The organism is Lysinibacillus sp. RS11 (assembly GCF_042019215.1).
GTDB classification, from domain to species: Bacteria; Bacillota; Bacilli; order Bacillales_A; family Planococcaceae; genus Lysinibacillus; species Lysinibacillus xylanilyticus_A.
The window spans coordinates 4,483,527-4,495,852 of sequence record NZ_CP168124.1; the positions used below are offsets into that span (position 1 = coordinate 4,483,527).

A 12,326-nucleotide genomic window follows, 5' to 3' on the forward strand; every position below is an offset into this window, starting at 1 on the left:
ACAATTCATAACTTTTTATTAAACATTTTTTCTTTTACAAACTGAATAACATGCGCAACGTATAGTTCTCGATAAGGGACAAATTGTGCAGTACTAACTGGGCGCACAATTTTCACTCGTTTACCATCAGGGAAATATTCATAGCCTTCAATATTAAGAGTAGCTGTTCCGCCTAAAAAGAATGCCTCTGCCTCATCAAGCTTTGCTCTAACGACCCCTGATACTTCTTCATATTGAAGTTCAAACGAATCCCAATCATGTTTGAATGGATATGTAAAAACATGACAAAATTCATTGTCGATCATATTTTCCGAAACGATACTACAAGACGTCATGCCCATTTTAACAACCTCGTGAACGTGAATATCAAGTCCTAGCTCTTCCTTCACTTCACGTATTCCTGATTCTACTGTCTCGGCGGCTAACAGATGCCCTGCCGCTGTAATATCAAGTAAACCAGGGTAGTCCTTTTTTTGTGCACTACGGATTTGGAAATAAATATAGTCCTCATTGACAAGCCAACAGTGGAATGTTTCATGCCACAGCCCTTTTTCATGTACTTCTGCTCTTGTTGCTGTCCCAATCTGTTCATGCTGCTCATTAAAAACTTTCACAATTTCCTGTTCCATTTTTTTCGACTCCTATACTGACTTCGTAGCCTTATTCTTAATCGCGTTACGCTGATCATAAATATTGGATACAATCACTTTTAATACGGCATAGAATGGTACAGCAATAAGAATGCCGATGAAGCCTGCAATATTACCCGCAGCTAAAATAATCGTAATAACTGTTAACGGATGTATATCGAGTGTTTTCCCCATAACATTAGGTGTTATAAAGTTACTATCAATTTGCTGTGCCACGAGTGTGACAACCGATACCCATATTACTAGAACGGGATCCTGAATAACTGCTACAACTACTGCTGGTGCAAAGGCAATCCAAGGTCCAATAAACGGAATCATATTCATAAAGAACGCGAATATAACAAGTAGCAACGAATACTCTAGACCCATCATTAAATACCCGACAAACATAATGAGCGCTAGTAAAAAACTAATTTGCAGCTGCCCTTGAATATAGCTACGTAATACACTATCAATTTCACTTAACGTCTTCTTCACCCATTCACGGCGCTCACCGCTGAAATATTTATAAATTGATGGTGCAAATTTTTCATGATCCTTCAACATAAAGATAAAGAAGAATGGAATTAAAATAGCTAATAAAGAGGCAGATACAATTGATTGTAAAAACGAAACTAGCCCCTTACTTGCCACAATGGCAATATCTTGTACAGAATTCGCGATACTATCGATCATCTCTTTTAACTGTGGTGGGAAATTTTCCATATTTCTCACCACGTAGTCAGTTGCATCCTGAATACCTTTACTAATCATTGGTGCATTTTTCACTAGCTTATTTAACTGTTCCGCAATCGGATTACCAACAACCCAACCAAAGCCAACAGCGATTGCTATAAGTCCAACAACTATTGCCAATATACTTGACCATCTCGGCCATCCATGTTTTTCTAAAAACCTTTGAATTGGCTCTGTTACATAGTACAAAACACCACCAAGTAACAAAGGGACAAAAATAGTTTTTAAAATAATGACAAGCGGTGAAAAGATCCAATGAATCTCTACAAAATATTTAATGATTAATAGAACAAGTAAAAACCCTACACCTACTTGAAACCAAACTTTCCTCGTCACTTTCATTCACTTCCTTTTATCACATATAATGAGAATACTACTTATATATTTACCATTTCGCAAGTATCCTATTATTTATTATCAAATAAAATAGGTTTTGAAACAAAAAAATCCGCTCCCCTCCCACGGACGTTCCGCAAGCCTCTCTATGCAAAAGCATCTAAAAGGGCTTGCATAACTTGTTTTCCCGTAGGAGTATAGCGAATCTTCACTTCTGTTGCATAACTTAACTGTTTATAATTTTGTATCGTCTACTGAATTTAAGTAATCTTCAATATCACCGATTACAGATTCAACACAGCCGTCCTCGAATGGCGAAATTAACCCTGCTTCTTTTACAAGCTTTGTAAAGGACATAGAGCCTCCTAAACCACATAAATGGATATAATCCTTCCAAGCAGCTTCAAATTCTTCACGTGAACGTTTCCAGAATTGGAATGCACAAATTTGTGCTAACGTGTAATCAATATAATAGAACGGGCTCGCATAAATATGTCCCTGACGTTGCCATATACCACCCGCCTCTAGATAGCTATTATGATCATAGTCACGGTGCGGTAAATATGTTTCCTCAATCTTTTTCCATGCAGCCTTGCGTTCAGCTGGTGTCATATTCGGATTTTCGTAGATAACATGCTGGAACTCATCAACTGCAACACCGTAAGGAAGGAATAATAAACCGCTACTTAAGTGTGTAAACTTATATTTTTCTGTATCTTCCTTAAAGAATAACTCCATCCATGGCCATGTGAAAAATTCCATACTCATCGAATGAATTTCACAAGACTCATATGTTGGCCATAAGTATTCTGGGATACCAATATTACGACTTGAATAAACTTGGAAAGCATGTCCTGCTTCATGTGTTAACACATCGATATCGCCTGAAGTACCATTAAAGTTCGAGAAGATAAATGGTGAGTGATAGTTTTCGATAAATGTACAATAACCACCACTCTCTTTTCCTTTCTTCGCCACTAAGTCCATTAAATCATGGTCAATCATGAAGTTGAAGAATTCACCAGTTTCAGGTGATAGCTCTTCATACATTTTTTTACCGTTCGCAACAATCCACTCCGGATCGCCTTTTGGTGTAGCATTTCCTGATAAGAAGTTTAATGCTTCATCATAGAACTTAAAGTCAGAAATACCAATACGTTTCGCCTGACGTTCGTATAATTTTGTTGCAAGTGGTACGATCAAATCACGAACTTGGTCACGGAATTTCTGTACCATTTCTGCGTTATAATCAATGCGATTCATTCGAACATAGCCTAACTCAACATAGTTTTTATATCCTAATTTAACAGCAATTTCATGACGCACCTTGACAAGTTCATCATACAATCGATCAAATTCCTCTTCATGGCCCGCAAAAAAGCCAAAGCGTGCATCTGTTGCCGCTTTACGCATTGCACGATCAGTAGACTCCGCATATGGTCCAAGCTGTGCAAGTGTTAATGTTTCACCATTAAAATCAATTTGCGCAGAGGCAACTAGTTTATTGTATTCTGAAACAAGCTTATTCTCCTTTTGCATTAAATCAATGACTGTTGGTGAAAAGCCTTTAATTTGATAGGTTGCTAAATCGAATAACTGCTGACCCCATTTTTCTTCTAACTGTTCACGGAATGGAGAAGCGATTAGTGCTTTATAATATTCTGTCGTTACCTCTTCTAGCTCAGGGCCAACCTCGTCGAAATAATCGCGTTCTGCATGATAAAATTCATCATTTGTATCAATTGAAGCACGAATATACACTAAGTTCGCCATTGTAGCATAATCATTACTTAATGCGTTTAACTTTCCGATTATCCCACTTTGTTCGTCCATCGTTTGAGCATTTTTAAATTGCTCAATTAAAGATAATTGTTGCTCTTTCATTACCTCAATATTTGGACGGCTGTATTCATAGTCTTTAAACGTTTTCATAGAAATCCCCTCTTTCTGTCATATACCCCGTTATCTCTCTATTATATGCCAAATCTATCATATTAAGAAACAATTTAGTAACCAATTATATATGTTTTTAATAGTGCTGCTCTTTCACGTAGTTCTAGCTTTGCTTCCACTGATTTTGGTGTTTTTGCCGCAACGACATCTACTTCAAAATCTAAAGTCTCAGCTAAATATTTTGCACGTTTTAAATGAAAATCATTAGAGACAATCGTGATTCGCTTTGTTCCTGTAGGCAATAGTTCTTTAGAAAACAATAAATTCTCATAAGTGGATGTAGATTGGTCTTCCACTAATATTCTGTTCGTATCAATACCGTTATCCTGTAAGTACTTAAGCATTACAGAAGCCTCTGTTCGATCTTCATCCGCTCCTTGCCCGCCTGAAACAATCACTTTCACATGAGGATACTTATTTAAATACTTAACAGCCTCCTCTAATCTATTTTTCAAAGAAAGCGATGGAACTCCCCCCGGTTTTACCTTCGCCCCTAGCACAATCACGTATTCAGCTGTGCCGTTTGCAACCGGCTGGACACCTTGTTTCATCTCCTCGCCAAGCCAAATATAAACAACACCACCCACAGCGAGTAGCAAAATACCAACCCATAACACCCATTTTTTCACAATTCTCCCCTCCTTTACCTTTTATTAACGATAAGTGAAGAAAAAGGATGCTTGTACGAGTAATTTTGTACAAGCATCCTGATTGATTATCTTAATATAAAGCGCTTAATAGAGTCCTGTAATGCCGTTATTTCATCTGTTAAATCATTGGAAGATTCACTAACAATTTGAATGGCATGCTGTTGTTCATCAACAGATGCCGTTACTTCCTCTGAAGCAGCAGCATTTTTCTCACTAATCATCGCAATACTTTCGATAGATTGTATAATGTTATCCTTTGAGCTATTCAAATATTCTACGCCCGCAGTCATGTCCCCAATGACAGCAATAATTTTCTCTACGGCTAATTCGATTTCCTTAAAGGATAATTCTGTTATGGCAACCGAATCATTTTGCTGACGAACAATGACATTTGTTTTTTTCATCTCATCGTTTACTAAATTAGTTTCACTTTCAATCCCCTTTATGGTTGTACGCACTAGCTCGGTTGCTACAGATGTTTGATCCGCAAGCTTACGTACCTCCTCAGCAACAACTGCAAATCCTTTACCATGCTCACCGGCTCTAGCTGCTTCTATTGATGCATTTAATGCAAGTAGATTCGTCTGATTTGAAATTTCAGTTATGGTACCGACAATACCTTCAATTTCCCTAACTTTCACAATTAAGCTATTAAATACAGCCTGAACGTTATTAATCAACTCAGAAGACTCATGTGATTTCTCTTTTAAACCATTTACATTAACGAGACCTTTTTGATTTGATTGCTTCATATGTTGAGATGCATCAAGCATTACTTCATTTTTATCATGTAATATTTCAATCTGCTGAGCAAACTCAATGGCAGTTCTATTTGTATCCTCAGCATCTGAAGCTTGCTTTAATGCACCGCTTGAAACCTCGTTAATTGCTTTTACTATTTCATCTCCATAAGCGTTTGTTTCCTCTGCCACAGATGTTAAATTTGACGATGTCGATTGAATTTCTACAATAGCTTCCTCAACATCTGTAATTAGTGTTTTTAATTGATGTACCATGTCGTTAAAGCCTTCATTTAGCTGACCAATTTCATCTGTACGTTGTAGATCTTCAATTTCTACAGTCAAATTCCCCTTGGCTACCTCACGTACGCGTTTAGATAGTTTTTGGACTGGTAAAGCCAAATGTCTAGAGACCATTATGACAACTACTGTACCCATAATGATAGCTCCTACTAATGTAATACCAATAATGAGTAATAATGAGTTCGCTTCTTTATTAAAGTCTTGCATATATGTACCTGATGCTATGATCCATCCCCAGTGAGGATCTTTTGCAGAATAAATGATTTTATCAGCGATTACATCTTGACCCGGCAACTCAAATTCATATTGCGTGAAGCCCCCACCAGCAAGTGCTTTTTTGGTTACTTCCCGAATAAAATAGTTACCACTACTATCTTGATCATTCCATAGGTTGTCCCCTTCTCGAGTCGGATGAGTTGTTAATGTCCCTTTTTCATCTAAGATGTATATATATCCGTTCTCTCCCAAATCCCCAGGATAATTGATTGGTCTCTTTCCTTCACTATCCTTCGGTCCGAGTATCGCCTCCCGCACTCGCTCCTGCGCAACTTCTAAAGGAATATCACCCTTTTCAACACTTTCATTGGCTAACTCGATTAATTGCAAAGTAGTTTCAACACTATTCTGAATAACTTGTTCTCCAATATCCTCCATACCATTTTTAGCTTTACCATAACTAACCAAACCTATAATCAGGCTTGGTATAATTAATAATGCTAATGAAATAATAATTAGTTTTCCCTGTATCGAACGTAAAAATTTCATGCTTTAGCCCCCTTTTCTTCTTCATTAACCAAGACTATTAATCTATATTATGTTATGGTTTGATTTTTTTCACAATGGGTAAATTGCAATACAAGGACGAATTATTTGCTTTTTTAGCCAAATACGGATTAATAATGAGGGATTGATTTCCGTTCCGGTTGGGCGCTTTCCTGGGGGCGTCCGATGAGCCGCTTCGCTTCGCTGCAGGGTCTCATCTGTGACGCTGATCCCCAAGGAGTCGCCCAACCTCCACTCCAATCAACTTATGTACACGGAATATGTTTTAATAGTTAAGAAAAAAACTATCTTTCTACAGAGGCATACCCTATTAGAAAAATAGTTTTTTGATTTTTATCCTAGTTTGAGATTCAATCCATGATTTTGGAGGTTCTAACCACCACTTTGACGTTTCTATCCACGATTTTGGACGTCCTATCCATCACTTTGACGTTTCTATCCACGATTTCGGACCTATCCCTCACTTTGACGTTTCTATCCACGATTTTGGACGTCCTATCCCTCACTTTGACGTTTCTATCCACGATTTTGGAGGTCCTATCCATCATTTTGACGTTTCTATCCACGATTTCGGAGGTCCTACCCACCACTTTGACGTTTCTATCCACGATTTTGGAGGTTCTATCCACCACTTTGACGTTTCTATCCACGATTTTGGACGTCCTATCCACGATTTTGGAGGTTCTATCCACCACTTTGACGTTTCTATCCACGATTTTGGACGTCCTATCCATCACTTTGACGTTTCTATCCACGATTTTGGAGGTTCTATCCACCACTTTGACGTTTCTATCCACGATTCTGGAGGTTCTATCCCTCACTTTGACGTTTCTATCCACGATTTTGGACGTCCTATCCATCACTTTGACGTTTCTATCCACGATTTCGGAGGTCCTATCCCTCTTTGGAGATCAGCGATAGAGGAACGAAGGCTAAGAGCATCACGTCCTGTGATAACGCCTTAACGGAAATCACCCCCTCATTTTGCCGAAGAGCCATACTTTATCTAATACGCTATCTTAATTTACAATAGTTTTTCATAATAAAAAAACCAGTAGCTTTAAACGCTACTGGTTCTATTAATTATTTTCTTATTCGCCTAAATCTGCATTATGGTAAACATTTTGTACATCTTCTAAATCTTCTAATGCATCAATTAGTTTTTCAAATTTCGCTACATCGTCACCAGTTAATGTTACTTCTGTTTGCGGCAGCATTGAAAGCTCTGCTACTGTAAATTCTTGAACACCAGCAGCTTTTAATGCTTCTTGTGCAGCAAAGAATTGGTCCGGCTCTGCATAAATAATGACAGCCTCATCTTCTTCTAGAATATCACGAGCATCAACATCTGCTTCCATTAAAATTTCAAGAACTTCATCTGCTGATTTACCTTCTAAACCGATAACCGCTGTTGAATCAAACATATAGGCAACAGATCCACTGACACCCATATTCCCATTATTTTTACCAAATGCCGCACGTACATCAGAAGCTGTACGATTAACATTATTCGTTAAAGCATCAACGATTAACATCGTGCCTGCTGGTCCGAAACCTTCATAACGTAATTCGTCGAAGTTTTCATCGCCGCCACCCTTCGCTTTATCAATGGCTTTTTCAATAATATGTTTAGGAACACTGTATGTTTTTGCTCGTTCAAGAACAACTTTAAGGGCACGGTTTGACTCAGGATCTGGCTCGCCTGATTTAGCTGCCACATAAATTTCGCGTCCGAATTTTGCATTAATACGGCTTGTACTTTGGTCTTTAGACGCTTTCTTTTCTTTAATATTGTTCCACTTACGACCCATAGTTTCCACTCTCTTTCAATGTTTAAGTTTATAAAAAATCATAGATGCGCAGCTGCACATCTGTAAATGGTAATTAAATACTCATCGTATCTTTACTCTGCAAATAATATCATAAATGATGATTACAAAGCTAGATATGTCAATGTTTAAGGTGACTTTCTTAAGGATTGATTGTCAAAAAAATAGAATTTTCAACATAACGTGTGGTTGATTTCCGTTCCGACCAGGCGCTTTGTTGTTGTTGTTGTCGCTTCGCTTTCGCGCAGATAAACATTGTTGCTGTCGCTTCGCTTTCGCACAGAGCAAAGCTTCCTGGGGGCGTCCGATGAGCCGCTTGGGCCAACAGATGTTTTTTGCGCGAAAGCGTAGTGCTAACGTAGCGGCAGCAGAGGGTTTTGTTTGTGCGAAAGCGCAGCGACAGCAACAGCACGATGTTGGTCACGAAGGCTTTATCACAGGACGTGACGCCCTTAGCCTTCGTTCCTCTATCGCTAATCCCCAAGGAGTCCCCCAGTCTTCACTCCAATCAACTTATTTACATGACAAACGTTTTAACAAATGTCATACCTAGCTTTCGGTGATGGATCAAAAAATGTGTCATTTATAGTCACTTTACAATTGGTTTTCTATTTTGATTTTTTCTAACAAGGCATGACAACCCTCTAAAACTAAATCATAGGTTTCTTGAAAATTTCCTGTATAGTACGGATCAGGTACGTCTTTTTGATGGTCAGTTAAATCTAAAAAGCGAAAAATCTTTGGTGAATCAGGATTGCCTACCATCGTTCGGATATTACGTATATTACTTTCATCCATGCCAATAATGTAATCAAAATGGTTAAAGTCAGCCTTTTGTAATTGTCGGCCCTGCATGCCTTTCGTTGAGATGTCATATTCTTTTAGCTTATCTTGTGTTCCTCTGTGAGGAAGTTCTCCTATATGCCAAGAGCTTGTCGCAGCCGAATCTACTTCAATTCTATGACTTAAATGCTCCTTCTCTACCAAATCACGCATGACCGCTTCAGCCATTGGCGAGCGACAAATATTTCCCAAACATACAAAAAGTACTCGAATCATTTTTTGCTCCTCCTATAACAAGACACTCAAAATCAACTTGATTCTGAGTGCCTTCTAAGTTGTCCCACATTTTACTGGCATGAATGATGTTTCAAGTTATTTCTTTTCCGCTGTAACTCGCTTCTCTAATTCTTCAGTTAATGCTACTAATTCATGCTCAAGGCGATGCGTAAATTCCTCGCGCCCTTCTTTACCCTTGCCTGTTACATAAAATGGCTCGCCATAAATTAGATAGCCTTTACCACGCTTAAAAAGATCACCAGCATTACGCGCACCAATATACGCGGCTGGGACAATTTGCGCTTTTGCCAGCTGTGCTATTGTAATTGCACCTTGTTTTAAATCCGTACCTTCAGCATTTCGCGTACCAGATGGGAAAATCCCAACAATTTTACCCTCTTTCAATAACTGTGAAGGAATTTTAATAACACTTGGTCCTGGATTGTCACGGTCAACCGGAAAGGCATTTAAACGCTCTATAAGCCAACCAAGACCCTTTATATCAAACAATTGCTTTTTAGCCATAAAGTGAATTTCCCGAGGGTATACTGCAACACCAAGATTTAAAATATCAACATAACCCGTGTGTGTACATGCAATAATAAACCCACCTTCCTTCGGTAAGTTTTGCTCTTCATATACACGCGCTTTTGAGCCCGATAATTTTAATATCACTTTTACAACACTTGCTATAAATTTATACACTGTTTTATTCCTACCTTATTCAATAGTTACTCCCATTGTAATCGAAAATGTCCATGTACTGCAATTGCATGTGAAATAAATCAATTATGCTTCGGCATAATTACGTCCAGATTCGGCTTTGTGCTTAGGCGTGCACGAAGGCAGACACGATGTCGGTCATTTCGGTAATGCCACAGGACGTGGCGTTATTACCGATGTAGGTCAGTTAGCCGTTATCGTATGGATACGATGATTTTAGGCTAACATCCTTTGTGAATTCCTTTCCGAATTCCGTGACATCCGCCTGCATCTGCTGAAATAAGTTAAACCCTTCCCACTAATACATCCACATCAATCGTAATTTCTTCTAATTGGATATTGGCTTCCTCTTTTTTATGCCAGCCCATTGGTGTCATTTCAAGCAATGCCGGTACAAGCTCAGTAGCAAGCGGTACCGTATAAGTAATACGCTCTACACTAACATCGGCAAAGCTGTCTTTAAAACGAGCAACTATTTGTTCATTCGAATATGACTCTTTGGTAGAATCCGCATACAATTGTGCTCGAAGCTCATGTAAGTACCCACTTTGAGGCACAACCTTAACAACACAACCATTCTGAGTTAATAGACGTTTAAATTCTTCGTAATTGGCAGGAGATAAAATATTTAATATGGCATCGAAGCTTGATCTTGCAAATGGACTTTTCGCTAAATCACCAACACACCAAATTTGCTCTGGATAATGTCGAGCTGCAGCAAGTATGCCTTCTTTTGCTATATCAATACCAATGCCAATCCCTTGTTTCTTCGCCATAATACGTGCTAAATGTGAACCTTCACCACATCCTGTATCAAGCACGGTTTCTGCATTAGCAATTAGCTCCCCAATCTTATCTTCTACTAAATCATAGATCCCACTATCAATAACCGCTTTTCGAGATTCAAAGAGTTCTTTACTGTACTTAGAAATAGCACCATGTGTCAGCATATTGACATAGCCCTGCTTGGCAATATCAAATGAATGATTTGAGGAACATACTAGTCTTCCCTGTTCAAAAACACCTATTGACTCTTGACATATTGGACAAGCGAAAAGCGTTATATTTTCATCCATTAAGGCTGCCCCTGCAGCTCTTTTTGAAAGTGCCCCCATTAATTTACCTCCTTCTGTTCTGTAGGTGAAACAAGTGCGAAACGCTCCCACTTACGACTTCTCCATCTAAAGTATACAATAATGGCTCGCATCCATTCATCTGCCGAAATCGCTAGCCAAATACCTACTAAGCCCCAATCTAAAACAAAAACGAACAAGTAACCGAGTGGAAGGCTCATACAAACCATCGATAAAAAACCTATTTTCACTGGAAATCTCGCATCCCCTGAGGCACGCAAAGAGTTAATAACCACAATATTCATTGTACGGCCTGTCTCAAGCAGAATACTTAATGCTAGCACAGATGCTCCGATGGCTATTACCTCTGGATTATCAGTAAAAACGTGCATAAGTTGCTTCCGGAATATTGTCACAACTGCAACCATAATGATCGTAAAGATAAAAGCTGCACGCACACTTAACCAAAGCTGCTGATAAGCTTCATCCTTTTTACCAGCACCAACATAACGCCCAATAATAATAGCTGTTCCTGTACCGATTGCAATCGCAAACAAATACGTAAACATCGAAATATTCATGGCATATTGTCTTGCTGCAAGCGTCTCTGAGCCTAAGTACGTTGCATAATATAGGAAGACAATCTGACAAAACTGATAAAGAACTTGTTCAAATGCAGACGGCAAGCCTATATTTAATATTTTTCGAACATATTCCTTTGAATACTCGAAATAATAATCTAGCTTCAACCTTACTTCCATAACTTGATACAACAGCCAGAAAAACACAAGAACTGCTAATCCACGACTTATAACTGAGGAAATAGCTGCACCTTTTACACCTAGCTCCGGTAATCCTAAGTTACCAAAAATTAAACCGTAATTTAATACAACATGCAGCACATTCATACCTAGTGATACATACATCGTTTGCTTTGTCCTACCATGTACACGGATAATCGCTGCTAACGCATTTATAATTGCCTGTAAAAAAATAAAACTTCCGATAATAGCTAAATAGCTTTGTGCGTATTGAAGCACTTCCCCCTGCAAGTTCATCATCGTCATTAAATGACTTGAAAAGAAGAAAAATAAAATACTCATCACGAGTCCAACGATCAAATTCATCGTTACTGCTAAAGCGGATATCTTCGCAGCTTCCAAAAAACGCCTTGAGCCTAAATATTGCGACACAACAATTGAAGCACCATTACCAACTACTTCAAGTATTAAAATGGCAATATGAATATATTGATTGGCAGCACCCACCCCTGATACAGCATTATCTGATAAAGCACTGAGCATAAAAGTATCGGCTAGTCCCATCAACATAAATAAAAATACTTCTAAAAATATCGGCCACGTTAAATGAAACAAACTTAACTTATTAGTCTCTTTTCTCTCACTTTCTCTTAATGGATCTGCCAATACGTTTCACTTCTCCTATACGCGTCATAAAATAATAGTATCTTATCATAGATTATTAGGCTGTA

General features: G+C 38.4%; 13 protein-coding genes. 1 reads left to right on the forward strand and 12 read right to left on the reverse strand.

The features are described 5' to 3' along the window. Positions 1-5 precede the first annotated feature (5 nt). The 8 genes from AB9L17_RS23095 to AB9L17_RS23130 form a co-directional block, all read right to left on the reverse strand. Complete coding sequence (locus tag AB9L17_RS23095) at positions 6-629, reverse strand: NUDIX hydrolase (RefSeq protein WP_223553990.1); 624 nt, start codon at positions 627-629, stop codon at positions 6-8. Positions 630-641: 12 nt separating this feature from the next. After that, positions 642-1,727 carry an AI-2E family transporter gene (locus AB9L17_RS23100; protein WP_083227023.1) on the reverse strand — a complete coding sequence of 362 codons (1,086 nt, stop codon included), beginning with the start codon at positions 1,725-1,727 and terminating at the stop codon, positions 642-644. Between the two features lie 228 nt (positions 1,728-1,955). Continuing rightward, the gene (locus AB9L17_RS23105) at positions 1,956-3,653 is read right to left on the reverse strand and encodes a M3 family oligoendopeptidase (protein WP_223553991.1); all 1,698 of its coding nucleotides are present in this window, start codon (positions 3,651-3,653) and stop codon (positions 1,956-1,958) included. Between the two features lie 74 nt (positions 3,654-3,727). Beyond that, positions 3,728-4,303, reverse strand: a complete 576-nt coding sequence (locus AB9L17_RS23110) for a YdcF family protein (protein ID WP_068984935.1) — start codon at positions 4,301-4,303, stop codon at positions 3,728-3,730. 86 nt (positions 4,304-4,389) lie between these two features. After that, positions 4,390-6,132 (reverse strand): methyl-accepting chemotaxis protein, encoded by a 1,743-nt coding sequence (locus tag AB9L17_RS23115; RefSeq protein WP_068984936.1) that lies wholly within the window; start codon positions 6,130-6,132, stop codon positions 4,390-4,392. Between the two features lie 69 nt (positions 6,133-6,201). Then, the gene (locus tag AB9L17_RS23120) at positions 6,202-6,366 is read right to left on the reverse strand and encodes a hypothetical protein (protein WP_223553993.1); all 165 of its coding nucleotides are present in this window, start codon (positions 6,364-6,366) and stop codon (positions 6,202-6,204) included. Between the two features lie 134 nt (positions 6,367-6,500). Further along, positions 6,501-6,989, reverse strand: coding sequence for a hypothetical protein (locus AB9L17_RS23125; protein ID WP_375199829.1), 489 nt, complete (start codon positions 6,987-6,989; stop codon positions 6,501-6,503). Between the two features lie 252 nt (positions 6,990-7,241). Then, positions 7,242-7,961: a YebC/PmpR family DNA-binding transcriptional regulator gene (locus tag AB9L17_RS23130; RefSeq protein WP_068984938.1), complete on the reverse strand. Its 720-nt coding sequence runs from the start codon at positions 7,959-7,961 to the stop codon at positions 7,242-7,244. A gap of 325 nt (positions 7,962-8,286) precedes the next feature. Here AB9L17_RS23130 and AB9L17_RS23135 point away from each other — a divergent pair, with 325 nt between their 5' ends. Next, on the forward strand, positions 8,287-8,532 hold the full coding sequence (locus AB9L17_RS23135) for a hypothetical protein (protein ID WP_223553996.1): 246 nt from the start codon (positions 8,287-8,289) through the stop codon (positions 8,530-8,532). 41 nt (positions 8,533-8,573) lie between these two features. On the opposite strand, the gene AB9L17_RS23140 is transcribed toward AB9L17_RS23135, so the two are convergent. The 4 genes from AB9L17_RS23140 to AB9L17_RS23155 all read right to left on the reverse strand — a co-directional run bounded on the left by AB9L17_RS23140 (position 8,574) and on the right by AB9L17_RS23155 (position 12,261). After that, positions 8,574-9,038 carry a low molecular weight protein-tyrosine-phosphatase gene (locus tag AB9L17_RS23140; protein ID WP_068984940.1) on the reverse strand — a complete coding sequence of 155 codons (465 nt, stop codon included), beginning with the start codon at positions 9,036-9,038 and terminating at the stop codon, positions 8,574-8,576. 96 nt (positions 9,039-9,134) lie between these two features. After that, on the reverse strand, positions 9,135-9,743 hold the full coding sequence (locus tag AB9L17_RS23145) for a lysophospholipid acyltransferase family protein (RefSeq protein ID WP_375199830.1): 609 nt from the start codon (positions 9,741-9,743) through the stop codon (positions 9,135-9,137). Positions 9,744-10,045: 302 nt separating this feature from the next. Next, on the reverse strand, positions 10,046-10,876 hold the full coding sequence (locus AB9L17_RS23150) for a putative RNA methyltransferase (RefSeq protein WP_068984942.1): 831 nt from the start codon (positions 10,874-10,876) through the stop codon (positions 10,046-10,048). Continuing rightward, the gene (locus AB9L17_RS23155; protein ID WP_375199831.1) at positions 10,876-12,261 is read right to left on the reverse strand and encodes an MATE family efflux transporter; all 1,386 of its coding nucleotides are present in this window, start codon (positions 12,259-12,261) and stop codon (positions 10,876-10,878) included. The genes AB9L17_RS23150 and AB9L17_RS23155 overlap by 1 nt, the downstream gene beginning before the upstream one ends. Between the last annotated feature and the right edge of the window lie 65 nt (positions 12,262-12,326).

What these genes read in the sequence shown, in the direction of transcription:
- AB9L17_RS23095 (WP_223553990.1), bottom strand. Translation starts at nt 629, where the DNA reads ATGGAACAGGAAATTGTGAAAGTTTTTAATGAGCAGCATGAACAGATT.
- AB9L17_RS23100 (WP_083227023.1), bottom strand. Translation starts at nt 1,727, where the DNA reads ATGAAAGTGACGAGGAAAGTTTGGTTTCAAGTAGGTGTAGGGTTTTTA.
- AB9L17_RS23105 (WP_223553991.1), bottom strand. Translation starts at nt 3,653, where the DNA reads ATGAAAACGTTTAAAGACTATGAATACAGCCGTCCAAATATTGAGGTA.
- AB9L17_RS23115 (WP_068984936.1), bottom strand. Translation starts at nt 6,132, where the DNA reads ATGAAATTTTTACGTTCGATACAGGGAAAACTAATTATTATTTCATTA.
- AB9L17_RS23130 (WP_068984938.1), bottom strand. Translation starts at nt 7,961, where the DNA reads ATGGGTCGTAAGTGGAACAATATTAAAGAAAAGAAAGCGTCTAAAGAC.
- AB9L17_RS23135 (WP_223553996.1), top strand. Translation starts at nt 8,287, where the DNA reads ATGAGCCGCTTGGGCCAACAGATGTTTTTTGCGCGAAAGCGTAGTGCT.
- AB9L17_RS23140 (WP_068984940.1), bottom strand. Translation starts at nt 9,038, where the DNA reads ATGATTCGAGTACTTTTTGTATGTTTGGGAAATATTTGTCGCTCGCCA.
- AB9L17_RS23150 (WP_068984942.1), bottom strand. Translation starts at nt 10,876, where the DNA reads ATGGGGGCACTTTCAAAAAGAGCTGCAGGGGCAGCCTTAATGGATGAA.